This is a genomic window from Kitasatospora sp. GAS1066B, assembly GCF_041262605.1.
In the GTDB taxonomy this organism is placed as follows: Bacteria; Actinomycetota; Actinomycetes; order Streptomycetales; family Streptomycetaceae; genus Kitasatospora.
Genome location: NZ_JBGCCO010000018.1, coordinates 27,175 through 43,724 on the forward strand (window position 1 = coordinate 27,175; position 16,550 = coordinate 43,724).

The following is a 16,550-nucleotide window of genomic DNA, read 5'->3' on the forward strand; positions in this document are numbered from 1 at the left end:
CGCACTTCCCGATGGAATCGACGTACGGACATTTGATGCGTAGCAGTGGCAGTGGTAACGGTAGGAACAGCGGCGGCGGCGGTGGCCGCGGCGGCTACAGCGGTGGCGGTGGCGGACGGGGCGGCAGCAGCGGCGATGGCGGCCGAGGTGGCAGCGGCGGCGCCAGGAGCGGCGGCAGCGGCGGTTACGGCGGCGGGAGCGGCCGGGGCAGTGGCAGCGGTGGCGGCTACAGCGGTGGTGGCAGCGGCAGCCGAGGTGGCAGCGGCGGCTACAGCGGTGGCGGCAGCGGCAGCCGAGGTGGCAGCGGCGGCGGCTACAGCGGTGGCGGCCGAGGTGGCAGCGGCGGCGGTAGCGGTAGTGGCAGTGGCTGGAGCAGTGGCAGCAGCCGGAGCGGGGGCAACCGCGACGAGCGTCGCGAGCCCCGCCCCGAGGAGCGCCGCTACGACCGTCCCGAGTACGGCGGCGGCCCGAACGCCACCCCCGCCCGCGGCGGCTTCAGCGGTCGCCGTCCCGGCCCCGCGCCGCGCCCGCGCCGCGAGGGCCAGGGCGCTCCCGGCGACCCGCGGCGCCAGCCGCAGCGTTCGCGCGAGCTGCAGGCCAAGATCGAGGACGCGGTGCTGCGCCGCCACGAGGGTCCCGGCACCGGCGGCAACGAGGAGGGCGAGCGGCTGCAGAAGGTGCTGGCCCGGGCCGGCATGGGCAGCCGGCGGGCCTGCGAGGAGCTGATCGAGCAGGGCCGGGTCGAGGTCAACGGCCTGCGGGTCACCGAGCAGGGCAAGCGGGTCGACCCCGAGAGCGACGAGATCAAGGTGGACGGCCTCACCGTCGCCACCCAGTCGTACCTGTTCTTCGCGCTCAACAAGCCGGCCGGCGTGGTCTCCACCATGGAGGACCCGGACGGCCGCCAGTGCCTGGGCGACTACGTGACCAACCGGGAGACCCGGCTGTTCCACGTGGGCCGGCTGGACACCGAGACCGAGGGCATCATCCTGCTCACCAACCACGGCGAGCTGGCCCACCGGCTGACCCACCCGCGCTACGGCGTCACCAAGACCTACCTGGCCGCGATCCAGGGCCCGATCCCGCGTGACCTGGGCAAGCAGCTCGCCCAGGGCATCGAGCTGGAGGACGGTTTCGCCCGTGCCGACAGCTTCAAGGTGGTCTCCAACGTCGGCAAGAACTACCTGGTCGAGGTCACCCTGCACGAGGGCCGCAAGCACATCGTGCGCCGGATGCTCGCCGAGGCGGGCTTCCCGGTGGAGAAGCTGGTCCGCACCCACTTCGGCCCCATCGCGCTGGGCGACCAGAAGTCGGGCTGGCTGCGCCGGCTGACCAACCCCGAGGTTGGGCAGCTGATGCGGGAGGTCGGCCTCTAGGGCCTGTACGGCGGATCTTTCCGGGCCCGCGACGCCGGGCATCCCGGCTGGACGCACGCCCGAATCGCCCAAGTACGTCCAGTACGAGGACGACTCGGGCGCACGCCCAGCCGGGCGCCCAACGCCGCGGGCTCATCCGAAAAGATCCGCCGTACAGGCCCTAGGTCCTGTCCGGCCGATCTTGCCGGGCGCGCGACCGGACGGGACCTAGGCCGCAGCCGATTCCGAACACAGGACGAACAGCGGGGCCACGCACCGAGCGGGTGCGCGGCCCCGCGTTCTGTCCGGACGCCGTGCCGCGATCGCGGCCGGTGCCGTCCCGGCTTGACGGGTCGGCTTGTCAGGGGGATCATCCGTGGCGCAGGATGGCCACGAGATAATCACTCGCCAATTGGCGTGAAACCGCCACACGGGGGAGGGGCGTCATGTTTGACGCTTTCAGCGCACTCGGGCTGTCCGATGTCGACGCCCAGATCTACGTCGCGCTGGTGGCCGCCCCGCAGTCCACCGCCGCGGAACTGGCCGAGCGCTGCGGCCTGAGCGGGCAGCAGAGCGGCAAGGCGCTCAGCCGACTGGCCCAGCAGGGCATGGCCACCCGCGCCCCGGTCGACCGCGAGCGCTACCTGGCCGTCGCGCCGGACGTCGCGATCGGCACCCTGATCGGCCATCGCGAGGCCGAGCTGCGCAGCGCGCGGGCCGAGATGCACCGGTTGATGGACACCTTCCGCGAGGCCTCCCGGTTCACCGACCCGGCCCGCTCGGTCGAGGTGCTGACCGGCAGCGAGGCGATCAACCAGCGGATCGAGCACCTGCAGGAGAGCAGCCATCAGCAGGTGCGCACCTTCGACTGCCCGCCGTACGTGCGGGATCCGGCCGCCAACCTCACCCAGCAGAGCCGCCGGCTCAAGGAGGGCGTGCGGTTCCGGGCCATCTACGACCGGGAGGCGGTGGCCTGGCCCGGGCGGCTGGAGAACGAGATCCTGGTCGGCGTGCAGGACGGGGAGGAGGCCCGGGTGCGGACCACCCTCCCGATGAAGTTGATCATGGCGGACGACCGGATGGCGATCATCCCGATCAGCGTCGGCGACAGCGTGCTGGACGCCGCCTACGTGATCCATCCGTCCGCCCTGCTGCAGGCGCTGGACGGGCTCTTCGAGGCCGAGTGGGACCGGGCGGTGCCGCTGCAGGCCGCGATCGGCTCCGAACCCGGCCCGCGCGAGCCCGAGGCCGACCAGCGCAAGCTGCTCGGGCTGCTCGCGGCGGGCCTGACCGACGAGTCGATCGCCCGCTCGCTGGGCTGGAGCGCCCGTACCACCCAGCGGCGGTTGCAGGCGCTGATGCGGGAGTTGGGCGCCAGCACCCGGTTCCAGGCCGGCATGGCGGCTCGCGAGCGCGGCTGGCTGTAACGACCGACCGGCAGCCGGGTCAGCTCCAGGGGATCATGCGCGCCCAGCGGCCGTCGGACCCGCGCTCCAGCTTCTCCAGGCCCTTCACCGCGCTGCGGTTCAGCCGCCCGTAGATGTGCGGGAAGAGCACTTCCGGCGCCACCCCGAGCGGCCGGTCACCGCTGGGCGCCTCCCAGCGGACCATCGGCTCCACCTCGTCCGGGTCGATCAGCAGGGCCATCAGCGGATCCGGCGCCCTGACGAAGAACAGGTTCGCGATGGCCAGCGTGGTGGGCTCATCCGGCGAGCAGTGGATGAACCCGTCCGTCAGCAACGAGGTGGCGCTGTACGGGCGGCCGGGATCGCGGAGCCAGTCGTCCAGCGGAGCGAGGTGCAGGATCATAGCTCAGTTGTACCGGAACGCCCGGCCCCGCGGCCGCTGCGACGTCCTGGGTTGCCAGGGCCTGTACGGCCGACCTAGGGCCTCTCTTACGGATCTTGCCGGGCGCGCGACGCCGGGCATCCCGCCTGGACGCACCGGCGAATCATCCAAGTACGACCCAGTACGAGGACGATCCGCCGGCCCGCCCAGCCGGGCGCCGTGGGGGCACCTCCCGGCCGAAGGCTGGGGGAGCCGCACGCTGATCCGACAAGATCCGTAAGAGAGGCCCTAGCCGGTGGTCAGCCCCGCCACCTTGGCCGAAGCCGTCACCTCGTAGACCAGGGTGACGGTCCGTCGGGCGCTCGGCGGCAGGGACAGGTCCCAGCGCAGCACGCCCTCGGCGTCCACCTCGGTCGGCGGCGGGTCGCAGGCCTCCTTGCGCAGCCGGACCTCGACCGCCGAGACCTCGGAGACCGGGATCCGCTCGCGCAGGGTGAGCCCTTGCGCGCCCTGCTCGCCCGGAGCGGAGAGCCGGGAGACGTGCACCCGCACGGTGCGGGTCAGCACCGTGCGCTGGCCCAGTCCCGGCAGGCCGGAAGTGCCCTGGGACTCCTCGAACTCCCGGATCAGCCGGATGTCGTCCGCGCCGGGGAAGGCCAGTTCGGCGGCGGCACCGGCGGCGGTGAAGCGCAGCTCGCCCCGGCCGACGAAGCCACTGCCGCGCACCAGCTCGACCGGGCCGGCCAGCAGCGGGTGCGCGGCCGGGTTGCGGAACGTCACCACCTCGCTGACCAGCGGCGACAGTTCGGGCGCGGCGACCCGCTCGGCCTGGCCCGGCACGGTGAAGCCGGCCAGCGGGACGCGGTGCGCGCGGCCGTCGCCCGGCAGGTCGGCCGGGTCGGCCGCGGTGAGCACCCTGACCTCGCCGCCGTCGTCCACGCCCGGCAGCTCGCCGGTCTGCCCGCCAGGCCCGGCGCCCGGTGCGCTGTCGGGACCGAGGGTGCTGATCTCCTCCTCGCGCAGCTCCACCTCGACGGTGCGCCGCTCCTCGCCGCTCAGCTCCCGCAGCGTCAGCCGGTCTTCGTGCAGTTGTGGCGGATCGCCGGCCAGCGCCGAGCGGGCGGTGGACAGGGTCAGCCGCACGCCGGACCAGTCCTCGCCGGTGGCCTGCCAGACCATCGCGTCCGACTCCAGCCGCAGCCGGCCGTCGGCGAACACCGCCCGGTAGGCGGGGCGCCAGAGCGCGCAGGGCGTCAGGTGGCGGACCGTCAGGTTGGCCGGGCCGGCCCGCTCGGCCAGCACCGTGAGGTCGAGGTGGGCGGTGAGCTCCGGGGGCTCGGCCTCGGCGGCCGTCAGCGCGTCCAGCGCCGCGTGCCGCTGCCGGGTCAGCTCGGCCAGCTCCGCCCGCAGCGCCCGTAGCCGCTCGGCGTGGGTGTCCTGCTCGGCCGCCACCCGGTCCAGCTCGCGCGCCCAGCGGACCGGTTCGGCCTCGCCGAGACCGGTGCCCTCGCCGATCTCGCGCAGCAGGTCGGCGGCCAGCTGGTCGAGCAGTGCCAGCCGTGCGGTCAGCCGCTGCACCTGCTGCTCGCCGGTGCGCAGCGCCGTCTCCAGCTCGTGCAGCCGGTGCCGTAGCGGCGAGTCGTCGGCGCCGGGCGGGTCGGCCGAGCGCGGGGTCCAGTCCCGGGTGACCCGGGCGGCGAGCACCTGGACGGCGCCCTGGGCGGCGGCCAGCTCGGTGCGCAGCGTGTGGTCGACGGCGAGCGGACTGATCGGGCCCAGCCGCAGCCGCTGCGGGCCCGCCGTGAGGCTGAGGGCGGCGGTGCGCTCGACGTGGGCGCGGTCCTCCAGGCAGGTGACGGCCATGACTGGTAGCGGAGTCGGGAGGGGAGTGGTGGACGTCATGGTGCTCAGCTCCTTCGGTTGCCGCCGGTCAGGGCCTTGCCGGCCGGGATGCGGATCTCGTAGCCGCCGGTCAGCTCGGTCCGGCCGTTCGGCGCGAGCTCGACCCGCCACAGCCGGGTGCCCCGGGGATGGAGCCGGTCCGAGGCGTCCGGTGCCGACCAGGCCGGTGTGCCGGGACGGTCCTCGATCTTGATGTCGCGATCGCCGGTCACCGGGATCCGCTCGCGGATCTCGACCGTGACCGGGTGGGCCAGCCGGTTGGCCAGCTCCAGCTGGATCCGCTCGGTCACCACCGTGGTGGAGCCGCGCAGCCCGGCGGTGGACTCCTGGGTCTCGGTCCTGCGGGTCACCCGCACGCTCTCCGCCACGCCCAGGCCGATGCGCCGGGTGGCACCGGGGGCGAGCGTGGGCAGCGCGGTGCCGAGCAGGAACGCGTCGTCCACCGTCACCTCCAGCGGCCCGGCGAGCAGGGCCCGCTCGGAGGCGTTGCCGAGCAGCAGGGTCGCGTAGACGGACTGCTCGACGGCGGGCACGCAGACGTACTCCGGGCGCAGGGTCACCGGCAGCTCGCCGAGGCCGACGGTGTGCCAGGCACCGTCGGAGGGCAGGTCGACCCTGGACTCGGCGTCGAAGCGCTGGTCGAAGGAGCCGGCCGACCGGCGGGGCGAGACGGCGTGCGGCGGTGGGACCGCGCCGGGCAAGGCGCCGCGCGGCACGGCGGAGGCCGGGGCGCCGGGGTGCAGGCGGCCGCGCCGGCTGGGCGGGTCGGCGGGGCCGGCCAGCGTGAGGTGGGCGTAGTCGAGCAACTCGGCGCCGGGGTGCGGGGGTTGCGGCGGGGGTGGGGGCGGGAGCTGGGGCGCGAAGGCGGGCGACTGCGGCAGCGCGGCGCCCAGGGATCGCATGACCTGCTGGGGCGGGGGTGCGCCGGGGGACGCGGGCATCGGCGGCGGGCCGCCGGGGGCGGGGGCGCCCGCGGACGGCGCGGCGCCGTAGCTGGCAGCGGCTGGGGCGGCGGCGCGCCGGTGCCTCGGGGCCATGGCGGGCGTCGGCGCGGGTGCGGCGGCCCCCGGCAGGACGTCGCTGTCGGGGCTGAAGGCGGCAGCGGCGGCAGCGGCGACCGGTCGGGGCGGCTGCCCGGCGCCGTCGTAGTCGGCGAACAGCTCGCCCAGCCCGCGCGGGGGCTCGCGCCAGCCCGACGGTGCGGGCGCCGGCTGGCGCCGGCCGATCCGGATCGAACGCAGCTCGGGCGGCTCGGCCGGGCGTTGCAGGTCGGCCGTGGAGAGGGTGAGCCGGACGTCCGTCCAGTCCTCGCCGGTGTGCTGGGCGACGGCCGCGCGCAGGGTCAGGGTGCCGCTGCCCGCGCCCTGACGGTGGCTCAGCTGGTAGGTCGGCAACCAGCGGGCGCCGGTGACCCGGTACTCCAGTTCGACGGTGATCGGCTCGGTGGGCAGCGGCCGCTCGGGGTCGTCCGGGGTCAGGGTGACCAGCGCGAGCAGGCTGGTCCCGACCGGCGTGCCCGGCTCGGCGGTGGAGGCGGTGGCCAGCCGGGTGGCGATCAGCTCGCGCTCGCGAACGGCGTGCCGCAGCCGCTCGCCCGCCTGCTCGGCTTCGGCGTGCAGGGTGCTGAGCCGCTCCTCGAGGAAGTCGGCGAGGGTGAGCAGCGCGTCGGCGGGCACCCGGTGGTGCGGGTCGCCCGCGTGGCGCTTGGGCGGGACGGGCCGCAGCTCGACGGTCTGGGCGATCCTTGCCGCCAGCTGTCGCTGCCGCAGCCGCAGTGCGGCCTCGGCCTGTGCGGCCTCGGCGAGCTGCCGGTGCAGCTCGGGCAGCTGCTCCGGGCTGGTCAGCCGCGCCTCGGCGGCCGGGCGGACCTCGGTGACCCGCCAGCCGGCCGGGCCGCCCGGCAGGCCGGCGCGCAGCGAGCCCGGCTCCAGCGTGGGCGGCAGGCCGGTGAGACGCAGCCGGACCGGACCCGGGCCGGCGGGATCGGCCGCCGGCGTGCCGTGCGCCACCCGGCGGCAGACGGCGCCCTCGGCGTGCACCGCCACGGAGTCCAGCGTGGTGGGCCAGGTCGGTGGGGGTGTTGACGTGGCGTCAGCCGGCTGATCCGTCATCGTGCTCCTCTTCGCGCGCCGCCTCGGTGGCCCATCGGGGGCCCAGTCTGCCCGCCCCGGTGACCACTGTCGCGGGTTTTCCCCGGCCCGGCGGGGCGGCGGCGCGGTGGGTGCGGGAGGATATGGGGGCACCCGCGGCACCCGCACCCCGGAACGCCGGAGGCTGTGGGGCACCCGCACCCCGGAACGCAGGAGAGCAGCAGCACCATGCGCACTGTCGCCGTCGTCGGCACCGGTCTGATCGGCACCTCCGCCGCGCTCGCGCTGACCGGACGGGGGATCACGGTGTATCTCTCCGACGCCGACCCCGACGCCGCCCGCACCGCCGCCTCGCTCGGCGCCGGGACCACCGAGGAGCCGCCGGGACCGGTGGACCTGGCGATCGTGGCCGTCCCGCCCGCGCTGGTCGGCAAGGTGCTGGCCGACTGCCAGCGGCGCGAGCTGGCCCGCTGCTACACCGACGTGGCCAGCGTGAAGGCCGGCCCGCGCGCCGAGATCGCGGCGCTGGGCTGTGACACCGTCCGCTACATCGGCGGCCACCCGATGGCGGGTCGCGAGCAGTCCGGCCCGCTGGCCGCCCGCGCGGACCTGTTCGAGGGCCGGCCCTGGGTGCTCACCCCCACGCCCGACACCGCCACCGAGACGCTCAACGCGGCGCTGGAGCTGGTCGCGCTCTGCGGCGCGATGCCGGTGGTGATGGAGGCCGCCGCGCACGACCGCGCCGTCGCGCTGGTCTCGCACACCCCGCAACTGCTCTCCTCACTGGTCGCCGCCCGGCTGGAGCACGCCGACGACGCCGCCGTGCGCCTGGCCGGGCAGGGCGTGCGCGACGTGACCCGGATCGCCGCCTCGGACCCCCGGATGTGGCTGGACATCCTCTCCGCCAACGCCGGGATGGTCGCCGACATCCTGGAGGAGCTCGCCACCGACCTGGGCACCACGGTCGCCGCGCTGCGGGCGCTGGAGACCGGCGACGAGGCCGGGCGGCGCTCGGGCACCGCCGACATCGAGGCGGTGATGCGCCGCGGCAACCACGGCCAGGCCCGGATCCCCGGCAAGCACGGCGCTCCGCCCACCCGCTACGAGACCGTGGTGGTGGCGATCGGCGACCAGCCCGGCGAGCTGGGCCGGCTGTTCCGCGAGGCGGCCAGGGCCGGGGTCAACATCGAGGACGTGGCGATCGACCACTCGGCCGGCCGCCGGATCGGCCTGGTGCAGCTCCAGGTGGAACCGGACGCGGTGCGGCGGCTGGAGAGCGCGCTGAGCGACCGCGGCTGGGACCTGCGGGACTGACGGCTGGGAGGCGCGGGCCTGGCGGCAGGCGGGCTGAGCGGGCCGGGCCGGGAGCGGAGCCGGTCGGGCGACTGGCGGCGGTCGTCTAACCTTGAGGTATCTCCCCCGGGTGTACGAGTAGAGAGGTTCCCCCGTGGACACTGCCGACCGAGCGCATGCCCCGGTCGTCGTCGCCATCGACGGACCCTCCGGCTCCGGCAAGTCGACCGTCTCCCGCGCGGTGGCGGCCCGGCTGGGCCTCAGCTTTCTCGACACCGGCGCCATGTACCGGGCGATGACCTGGTGGATGCTGGCCAACGAGGTGGACGTGACGGACGCGGACGCGGTCGCCATCGCCTGCGCCAAGCCCGTGATCGTCTCCGGTACCGACGCCGGCGGCCCGACCATCACGGTCGACGGCCAGGACGTCTCCGGGCCGATCCGCGGCCCCGAGGTGACGGCGCAGGTCAGCGCGGTGGCCGCGGTTCCGCAGGTGCGGGCCCGGCTGGTGGAGCTGCAGCGCGGCTGCGCCGAGCTGGCCCCGCGCGGCATCGTCGCCGAGGGCCGTGACATGGGCACCGTGGTCTTCCCCGGCGCCACCGCCAAGATCTTCCTGACCGCCTCCGAGACCGCCCGCGCCGAGCGACGGGCGGCCGAGCTGCGGGCCAAGGGCGTCGACGAGGCGACCATCGCCGCGATGGCGGCCGACCTGGGCCGCCGCGACGCCGCCGACTCCTCGCGGGCCACCGCCCCGCTGGCCCAGGCGCCGGACGCCGTCCTGGTGGACACCAGCGAGCTGACGCTCCAGCAGGTGATCGACACGATCGCGGAGTTGGTGGAGCAGCGGGCCGGGCACCTGACGGCTGCCTGATGACGGCTGTCTGAGCCCCGCCCAGATGTGATTTTTTCGCGCTGCCCGGCCGTTCGCGCCCGGGCAGGTACGCACGGCGCCCCGAGCTTCGGGACGCCGGGAAACGGAACAGACGAGAATGAGCAACGAGCACCTCGCCGGTCACGGTGAGCTGGACGATTCCGAGTACGCCGAGTTCATGGCCCTGGCCGAGGGTGAGGGCTTCGAGGACGGGGACCTCGACCTGGAGAACGGCGGGCACGTGCCGCTGCCGGTGCTGGCCGTGGTCGGCCGCCCGAATGTCGGCAAGTCGACCCTGGTCAACCGGTTCATCGGCCGCCGTGAGGCCGTCGTCGAGGACAAGCCCGGCGTCACCCGCGACCGGGTGAGCTACGAGGCGACCTGGAACGGCCGCCGGTTCAAGGTGGTCGACACCGGTGGCTGGGAGATCGACGTCCTCGGCATCGACGCCATGGTCGCCGCACAGGCCGAGCTGGGCATCGAGACCGCGGACGCGGTGCTCTTCGTGGTGGACGCCACGGTCGGCGCCACCGACACCGACGAGGCGCTGATCAAGCTGATCCGCCGGGCCGGCAAGCCGACCGTGCTCTGTGCCAACAAGGTCGACGGCCCCGCGACCGAGGCCGAGGCCGCCTACCTCTGGTCGCTCGGCCTCGGTGAGCCCTACCCCGTCTCCGGGCTGCACGGCCGCGGCTCCGGCGACCTGCTGGACGCCGTGATGGCCGCGCTGCCCGAGGCCCCGCCGCAGACCTTCGGCACCACGGTCGGCGGCCCCCGCCGGGTCGCGCTGATCGGCCGGCCCAACGTCGGCAAGTCGAGCCTGCTCAACAAGGTGGCCGGCGAGGACCGGGTGGTCGTCAACGAGCTGGCCGGCACCACCCGTGACCCGGTCGACGAGCTGATCGAACTGGGCGGCAAGACCTGGAAGTTCATCGACACCGCCGGTATCCGTCGCCGGGTCCACCTGACCTCCGGCGCCGACTTCTACGCCTCGCTGCGCACCTCCGCCGCGCTGGACAAGGCCGAGGTCGCGGTCATCCTGATCGACTCCAGTGAGCCGCTCGCGGAGCAGGACACCCGGATCATCTCGATGGCCGTCGAGGCCGGACGCGCCGTCGTCGTCGCCTACAACAAGTGGGACCAGATGGACGAGGAGCGCCGCTACTACCTGGAGCGGGAGATCGAGCAGGATCTCGTCCAGGTGCAGTGGGCGCCCCGGGTCAACGTCTCGGCGCTGACCGGCCGGCACATGGAGAAGCTGGTCCCGGCGATCGAGACCGCGCTGGCCGGCTGGGAGACCCGGATCACGACCGCCAGGCTGAACGCCTTCCTCGGTGAGCTGGTCGCCGCCCACCCGCACCCGATCCGCGGTGGCAAGCAGCCGCGCATCCTCTTCGGGACCCAGGCCGGGGCCAAGCCGCCGCGGTTCGTGCTGTTCGCCTCCGGATTCCTGGAGGCCGGCTACCGACGGTTCGTCGAGCGGCGGCTGCGTGAGGAGTTCGGGTTCGTGGGGACGCCGATCTCGATCTCGGTGCGGGTGCGCGAGAAGCGCAAGCGCAAGTAGTGAGTAGGAGCGGCAGGTGACAGCAGAGCGGTCCGGTGGCGGGGAGCCACCGGACCGCTCTGCTGTTGCCGACCGCGGCGGGTCAGCTGCGGCCCGGGGGCAGCGAGAGCAGGTTGCCGCGGTGACGGCCCGGGGTGGCCGGGCCGGGCGCTGCCGGGGCCGGGGCGGTCGGGGTGAGGTAGCCGGCGGCCACCCAGCCCTGGCCGGTGGTCGACGGCTGCTGCGGGTGGGAGTAGGGGGACGCCTGGTACGGGTGCTGTGCGGCGGGCTGGTGGGGTGCGTGTTGCTGGTGCGCCGGTTGCTGCGATGGCTGCTGCTGTGGCACGTGCTGGGCGGGCACGAACTGCGGCGCCCCCGTGAGCTGGCCCGGGTAGCCGGTGAAGGCAGGGTGCTGCGGCACCGCCCCGTACCCGTCGCGGTAGCTGTCGCCCCCGGCGCTGCCTCCTGCGCTACCCCCGCCGCTGCCCCCGAACGGGCGCTCGCGGATGGCGAAGCCGGTGAACCGCATGTCCTCCTCACCGGCGCGGTCGCCGGGTAGCGCGCGGAAGAGGCGGCGGTACTCGGAGTACAGCTCGTCGTAGATCGGCGTGGGGGTGGGGGCGATCGGATGCTCTCCGTCGTACGACGGCCTCATTGCCGGGATCCCTCGGGTGGCGGTGGTCTGGCGGAAGGCTGAGGTCACGTCGTAGCTGTACACGCAGGGCCCAACGAGCCAGCCGGGCTGGGGATGCGGGTCGCAGCGCACCGGGGTGGCGCGGTGGGGCGTCGGGTGGGTGTGTGGCGGTCGGCGTGTGGGTGCCCCGCGCCCCGCGCGCCGGTGGGGCGGCGGGACGGGAGCGGCGGGACAGGACGGGACGCTCGGGACATCGGGGTGGCTCAGGTGCCGGCCAGCGGAAGGGCGGCGGCGACCAGCAGGCCCTGGGCGGCCGCCCGGTCGAGGGCGGCCCGCAGCAGGTCCTCGCGGGGCTGGCGGCCGATCGTGCCGGCCGGCGCGGCATACATGATCACCTCGGACCGCCGGGCCGCCGCGAGCCGCCACGCGTCGGTGACGGCGAGCGGTGAATGCGCCTGCCACCAAGCGCTGTTGCCGATCGCGGACGGTTGCAGGATCGAGTGCAGCCGCCCCATCGCCACCAGCACCGACCAGCCCGCCAACCGGGCCGGCGGCTTGTCCACGTCCACGATCGGGGTGAAGCCGTGCTCGGCGAGCAGCGGGAGGAACTCGTCCGCTCCGGTCACCTGACCAGGGCGGCCGACCGGGCCGGTCGGCTCGACCACGATGGCGGCGTGCCCGGTGTCTCCGCAGAGCACCAGGCCGCAGGTGACGCCCAGGACCGCCGGGTCGCCCGGGGCCGGCACCCGGGCACCCGGGTCGGCCGGGCGCGCGGGTGCGTCGAGCGCCGAGTCGGGTACGGGCGCCGAGTCGGGCACGGGCGCCGGGGGTGCCGGCTGGGCGGCGTGGGTGGGGGTGAGGGGCAGGCCGAGGGCGTCGACCGGGTACCCGGGGTCGCCCGGGTACCCGTCCTGCCCGGCGCCGGGGTATCCGGCGCGGGTGGGGAACCCGCTGCCCTGGGCCTGGCTGATGCTGCGGACCGCGCCCAGCAGCTGCTCCTCGGAGACCGGGACGACCTGGGAGGGGATGCACCGGGCGTGCGCGAACGCCAGCACCGCGGTCTCGTCGCCGACGAAGAGCACGGTGCTGGTCGACTCGTGCAGTGAGTCGCCCGGCGTTCGACAGGACGTGCAGTCATAGGTGTCAGGGGCGTGGGCCCCGCCGAGCAGACGGTCGGCCTCGTCGTCGCCGATCTCGGCGCGGACCTCGTCGCTGACCTCGAGCATGCGCGGCAACAGGACTCCTCGGGTGTCGTCGGCTGGACGCCGTTCTCCTTGACCGGGCGGTGCGGTGGCCCCGGTGCGGCGCGGGCGGGCCCGGCCGCCATTACCAACGGGCTGCTGTGGTCGGAGTCACGGGTTGGGGGTCGGAGTGTCGCTTTTTTCCTCCGCGCCGACTGCGAATGGTGTCGATGCGATCACAATCTGTCGATGATGTGCGCAGGCTCACAGGCGGTGAAATGTGACCGGCGCCACGTGCACAGAAGGTTTGAGTCGCTCAAAACCTATCAAAACGGACATTTGATCATTCAAGTACTTGATCGTTACTTCGGGTAACACCTGGCTGACCTGGGGGAATCCTGGGCGGATCTTGAACCGGTTGATTCCGGACACTTCCGACCCCTAGCTTCGTCCCCGGTGCAACGAGCACCACCCGGGTTCACCCCCAGCGCACCCCACCGGGTGCCCGCCGTCCGACGGCTCGAACAAGTCGGCGGCGCGTGGGAGTAGCCGGGGCGGCGCGGTACGTCGGACACGTACTCGGCCGCCCAAGGACGCGGCACGCGAACTTCGGCCCGCAGGGGTCTGGTTCCGCACGCCCGCCCGGGGCTGTCGAGAGGGATTCCATGACTTTCCGTAACGAGAACGCCGCTGCCACCACCACGGCCACCAAGCGCAACCGCGTTCGGCTGGCCGTCCTGGGCGCCACCGCTGTGGCGGTCGTCCCGGTGGCGGGCCTCGTCACGGCCTCCACGGCCTCTGCCGCCTCCACCTCGACCTGGGAGGCCGTCGCCCAGTGCGAGAGCACCGGCAACTGGAGCATCAACACCGGTAACGGCTTCTACGGCGGCCTGCAGTTCACCTCCTCCACCTGGGCCGCCTTCGGTGGCACCCAGTACGCGCCGCAGGCCAACCAGGCCACCGAGGCCCAGCAGATCTCGGTCGCCGAGAAGGTGCTGGCCGCTCAGGGCCCCGGCGCCTGGCCCGTCTGCTCGGTGAAGGCCGGCCTGACCGCCGGTGGCGCCCCCGCCGCCGTCAACCCCGCTCCGGCCCCGGCCGCCCCCGCCGCCCAGACCCCGGCGCCGGCCGCCAAGGCCCCCGTGCAGCAGCAGGCCCCGACCCAGGCCCCCGCCCCGAAGGCCCCCGCGCAGAAGCAGGCCCCGGTGCAGCAGGCCCCGGCCCAGCCCTCGAAGCCGGCCGCCAAGACCTACGACTCCGCGACCACCGGTGGCAGCTACACCGTCAAGAGCGGTGACACGCTGAGCGACATCGCCGCCGCGCACGGCACCAACTGGCAGTCGCTGTACCAGAAGAACGTTCAGGTCATCGGCGGCGACGCCAACCTGATCCTGCCTGGCCAGGTGCTCTCGTTCTGAGGTCGCTGATGCTCTGACGCATCACGTCGCTGTCATCTCGCGCTGCTGTGCTGTGGACCGCCGTCCCCGTTGGGGGCGGCGGTCGACGGCGTTTCGCGCCGGCCGGGTGCCGGGCCGGTGGCGGCGCTCCGATGGCGTAGCGGGGAGCGGGCCCGGTCGCGGGTGGGGGAGCGGCTCGTGGACAGTCGGAGGATGCGTGGAATCAAGCCTCGAATAGCCGGGCTGCTCTGCGGCGCCGCGCTCGCGCTGGCCGGCAGTCCGGCCCCGGGACCCGGGGGTGACGCCGGAGCCGGCTCCGGTCGGACCGGTGGCCCCGGCCCGGTTTCTGTCCCCGTCTCCGTCCCCGTCGCCGATGCGACCTGGGATCAGGTCGCCGACTGCGAGAGCGACGGTGACTGGGCCGCCGACACCGGCAACGGCTACTACGGCGGCCTGCAGATCTGGCCACCGACCTGGCGGGAGGCGGGGGGCCTGCGCTACGCGAGCCGACCGGACCGGGCCGGCCGGCGACAGCAGATCACGGTGGCTCAGGAGATTCTGCGTCAGCAGGGTTGGCAGGCCTGGGCCGAGTGTGCGCGTGAGGTGGGTTTGCTGCCGTGAGCCGGATCGGTCCGGGCCGGCGGATCGCTCTCGTCCGAGGGATCGGTCCGCTCTGAGGTATCGGTCCGGCCTGGCAGGTGGGAGTGGCAAGCTGGTGGGATGGAATCGGGTACCGGTGCGGACATCGTCGTGGTGGGCAGCGTCAACCTCGACCGAGTGATCGAGGTCGCAGCGCTCCCCGCGCCGGGCGAGACCGTTCAGGGCGGTCCGATCATCCGACTCGGCGGTGGCAAGGGTGCCAACCAGGCCGTCGCCGCGGCCCGGCTCGGCCGGTCCGTCGCCTTCGTCGGCGCAGTCGGGACGGACGCGGACAGCGCCGGGCTGAGCCGCGAGCTGGCCGCCGAGGGGATCGACGTCAGCCGGCTCGCCGCCGTGGACGGACCGCCCGGTCACGCCGTCGTCCTGGTCGACCGGCAGGCCGAGAACTGCGTGGTGGTCTCGCCCGGCGCCAACGCCGGACTCGACGCCGAGGCGGTGCACGCCGCCGGCGCGCTGCTGGAGTCGGCCGCGGTCGTGCTCGCCCAGCTAGAGATCCCGATGGCGCCCGTGCTGGCCGCCGCTCGGCTGGCGCGCGGCGTGTTCGTCCTCAACCCGGCGCCGGTGCCCGTGCCCGGTCTGCCTGCCGAGCTCTGGCCGCTGGTCGACGTGCTGGTGCCCAACCGGACGGAGCTGGCCCGGCTCTGCGGCGTCCCCGACAGCGCGGTGCGCGACGCCGCCGAGGTGGCGCGGCTGGCCGCCGGACTGCCTTGCGCCCGCGTGGTGGTCACGCTGGGAGCCGACGGTGCGTTGGTCCGCGAGGGGGAGCGGTGCGAGCTGGTCGCCGCGCCGACGGTGCGCGCCGTCGACACCACCGGCGCCGGGGACACCTTCTGCGGCGCGTTGGCGGTCGGTCTGGCGGAGGGCCTGCCCCTGGTCGCGGCGGCCCGGTTCGCCGTCCGGGCCGCCGCGCTGAGCGTCGAGCGGACCGGTGCCAGGACGGCGATGCCGACCCGCGCGCGACTGTCGGGGGAAGGCGTGCTCGGTGACCAGTGAGCTGTTCGGTCGGGCGCGGGCCGAGCCCGCACCCGGAGCCGTGCTGCTGCCCGACTGGTTGACGCCGGCCGAGCAACGCGAGCTGGTCGCCGCCTGCCGCGACTGGGCTCGCCCGCCGGCCGGGCTGCGCACCGTCCGGCTGCCCGGTGGCGCCGAGATGTCGGTCCGTCAGGTCTGCCTCGGCTGGCACTGGGGCGTGGTGGCCCGCTGCCCCACCTGCGGCGCCGCGCGCAAGGCGGCCGAGGGCTGCGGCGATCACTGGTTCCCCTACGCCTACACCCGTCGGGTGCAGGACGGCGACGGCGCTCCCGTCAAGCCGTTCCCCGCGCTGCTCGACGCCCTCGCACGGCGCGCCGTCACGGCGGCGTACGGCGAGGGTGGTGCCGTGGTGGCGGGCGTCGTCGGATACGCGCCGGACGTCGCGTTGATCAACCACTACCCCGCCGGTGCGCGGATGGGCCTGCACCAGGACCGCGAGGAGCGGGTCGACGCCCCGGTGGTCTCGCTCTCGCTCGGCGACTCCGGCGTCTTCCGGCTCGGCAACAGCCGGACCCGCACCCGGCCGTGGACCGACGTCGAGCTGCGCAGCGGTGACCTGCTGGTGTTCGGCGGCCCCGCGCGGTACGCGTACCACGGTGTGCTGCGCACCCTGCCCGGCAGCGTCGACCCGCAGCTGCGGCTGGGTGAGCCGGGGCCGCCGATGACCGGGCGGCTCAACATCACGGTGCGGCAGTCCGGGCTGAGTGCAGAGGGCTGAGCGCTCAGCGTTTTCGCCGTGGGAGGCGGGCGGTGGGCCGCCACGGTCGGTCGCCGTACCTTCCGGTACCGTCAGCGGCGCCGACCGGT

14 protein-coding genes are annotated in these 16,550 nt (G+C 74.6%); 9 read left to right on the forward strand and 5 right to left on the reverse strand.

Features of this window, described 5'->3' with window-relative positions; genetic code table 11:
• Nucleotides 1-35 precede the first annotated feature (35 nt).
• A complete protein-coding gene (locus ABH937_RS20920; protein WP_370219062.1) occupies nucleotides 36-1,376 on the forward strand; it encodes a pseudouridine synthase in 1,341 nt (446 codons plus the stop codon).
• Between the two features lie 425 nt (nucleotides 1,377-1,801).
• A complete protein-coding gene (locus tag ABH937_RS20925) occupies nucleotides 1,802-2,782 on the forward strand; it encodes a helix-turn-helix domain-containing protein (protein WP_280690610.1) in 981 nt (326 codons plus the stop codon).
• A 19-nt stretch (nucleotides 2,783-2,801) separates the two neighbouring features.
• Here ABH937_RS20925 and ABH937_RS20930 read toward each other — a convergent pair whose 3' ends face one another.
• The 3 genes from ABH937_RS20930 to ABH937_RS20940 all read right to left on the reverse strand — a co-directional run bounded on the left by ABH937_RS20930 (nucleotide 2,802) and on the right by ABH937_RS20940 (nucleotide 7,156).
• Complete coding sequence (locus tag ABH937_RS20930) at nucleotides 2,802-3,164, reverse strand: DUF952 domain-containing protein (RefSeq protein WP_280690609.1); 363 nt, start codon at nucleotides 3,162-3,164, stop codon at nucleotides 2,802-2,804.
• 267 nt (nucleotides 3,165-3,431) lie between these two features.
• Nucleotides 3,432-5,045, reverse strand: a complete 1,614-nt coding sequence (locus tag ABH937_RS20935; protein WP_370219063.1) for a DUF4139 domain-containing protein — start codon at nucleotides 5,043-5,045, stop codon at nucleotides 3,432-3,434.
• Nucleotides 5,046-5,050: 5 nt separating this feature from the next.
• A complete protein-coding gene (locus ABH937_RS20940) occupies nucleotides 5,051-7,156 on the reverse strand; it encodes a DUF4139 domain-containing protein (protein WP_370219064.1) in 2,106 nt (701 codons plus the stop codon).
• Nucleotides 7,157-7,321: 165 nt separating this feature from the next.
• Between ABH937_RS20940 and ABH937_RS20945 the strand changes: the two genes are divergently transcribed.
• The 3 genes from ABH937_RS20945 to der all read left to right on the forward strand — a co-directional run bounded on the left by ABH937_RS20945 (nucleotide 7,322) and on the right by der (nucleotide 10,863).
• Entirely contained in the window at nucleotides 7,322-8,449 is a 1,128-nt protein-coding gene (locus tag ABH937_RS20945; RefSeq protein WP_370219066.1) for a prephenate dehydrogenase, read from the forward strand.
• A gap of 133 nt (nucleotides 8,450-8,582) precedes the next feature.
• Nucleotides 8,583-9,299 (forward strand): (d)CMP kinase, encoded by a 717-nt coding sequence (gene cmk / locus ABH937_RS20950; protein WP_280690605.1) that lies wholly within the window; start codon nucleotides 8,583-8,585, stop codon nucleotides 9,297-9,299.
• A 118-nt stretch (nucleotides 9,300-9,417) separates the two neighbouring features.
• Entirely contained in the window at nucleotides 9,418-10,863 is a 1,446-nt protein-coding gene (gene der, locus ABH937_RS20955) for a ribosome biogenesis GTPase Der (protein WP_280690604.1), read from the forward strand.
• 82 nt (nucleotides 10,864-10,945) lie between these two features.
• Here the strand turns inward: der and ABH937_RS20960 are convergent, their stop codons facing one another.
• Both ABH937_RS20960 and ABH937_RS20965 read right to left on the reverse strand, forming a co-directional pair.
• A complete protein-coding gene (locus tag ABH937_RS20960) occupies nucleotides 10,946-11,497 on the reverse strand; it encodes a hypothetical protein (RefSeq protein ID WP_370219067.1) in 552 nt (183 codons plus the stop codon).
• 242 nt (nucleotides 11,498-11,739) lie between these two features.
• A complete protein-coding gene (locus ABH937_RS20965) occupies nucleotides 11,740-12,711 on the reverse strand; it encodes a hypothetical protein (protein WP_370219068.1) in 972 nt (323 codons plus the stop codon).
• A gap of 611 nt (nucleotides 12,712-13,322) precedes the next feature.
• Here ABH937_RS20965 and ABH937_RS20970 point away from each other — a divergent pair.
• The 4 genes from ABH937_RS20970 (at nucleotide 13,323) to ABH937_RS20985 (ending at nucleotide 16,461) form a co-directional block, all read left to right on the forward strand.
• The gene (locus tag ABH937_RS20970; RefSeq protein WP_370219069.1) at nucleotides 13,323-14,072 is read left to right on the forward strand and encodes a transglycosylase family protein; all 750 of its coding nucleotides are present in this window, start codon (nucleotides 13,323-13,325) and stop codon (nucleotides 14,070-14,072) included.
• Nucleotides 14,073-14,264: 192 nt separating this feature from the next.
• The gene (locus ABH937_RS20975) at nucleotides 14,265-14,672 is read left to right on the forward strand and encodes a transglycosylase family protein (RefSeq protein WP_280690601.1); all 408 of its coding nucleotides are present in this window, start codon (nucleotides 14,265-14,267) and stop codon (nucleotides 14,670-14,672) included.
• 99 nt (nucleotides 14,673-14,771) lie between these two features.
• On the forward strand, nucleotides 14,772-15,704 hold the full coding sequence (locus tag ABH937_RS20980; protein WP_370219070.1) for a ribokinase: 933 nt from the start codon (nucleotides 14,772-14,774) through the stop codon (nucleotides 15,702-15,704).
• Nucleotides 15,694-16,461: an alpha-ketoglutarate-dependent dioxygenase AlkB gene (locus ABH937_RS20985; protein WP_370219071.1), complete on the forward strand. Its 768-nt coding sequence runs from the start codon at nucleotides 15,694-15,696 to the stop codon at nucleotides 16,459-16,461. Before ABH937_RS20980 ends, ABH937_RS20985 begins: the two co-directional genes overlap by 11 nt.
• Nucleotides 16,462-16,550: the final 89 nt, after the last annotated feature.

Excerpts from the sequence above, each read along its gene's own strand:
- ABH937_RS20960 (WP_370219067.1), bottom strand. The coding sequence starts at position 11,497 with ATGAGGCCGTCGTACGACGGAGAGCATCCGATCGCCCCCACCCCCACG.
- ABH937_RS20930 (WP_280690609.1), bottom strand. The coding sequence starts at position 3,164 with ATGATCCTGCACCTCGCTCCGCTGGACGACTGGCTCCGCGATCCCGGC.
- der (WP_280690604.1), top strand. The coding sequence starts at position 9,418 with ATGAGCAACGAGCACCTCGCCGGTCACGGTGAGCTGGACGATTCCGAG.
- ABH937_RS20925 (WP_280690610.1), top strand. The coding sequence starts at position 1,802 with ATGTTTGACGCTTTCAGCGCACTCGGGCTGTCCGATGTCGACGCCCAG.
- ABH937_RS20935 (WP_370219063.1), bottom strand. The coding sequence starts at position 5,045 with ATGACGTCCACCACTCCCCTCCCGACTCCGCTACCAGTCATGGCCGTC.
- ABH937_RS20940 (WP_370219064.1), bottom strand. The coding sequence starts at position 7,156 with ATGACGGATCAGCCGGCTGACGCCACGTCAACACCCCCACCGACCTGG.
- ABH937_RS20920 (WP_370219062.1), top strand. The coding sequence starts at position 36 with ATGCGTAGCAGTGGCAGTGGTAACGGTAGGAACAGCGGCGGCGGCGGT.
- ABH937_RS20975 (WP_280690601.1), top strand. The coding sequence starts at position 14,265 with ATGCGTGGAATCAAGCCTCGAATAGCCGGGCTGCTCTGCGGCGCCGCG.
- ABH937_RS20970 (WP_370219069.1), top strand. The coding sequence starts at position 13,323 with ATGACTTTCCGTAACGAGAACGCCGCTGCCACCACCACGGCCACCAAG.
- ABH937_RS20980 (WP_370219070.1), top strand. The coding sequence starts at position 14,772 with ATGGAATCGGGTACCGGTGCGGACATCGTCGTGGTGGGCAGCGTCAAC.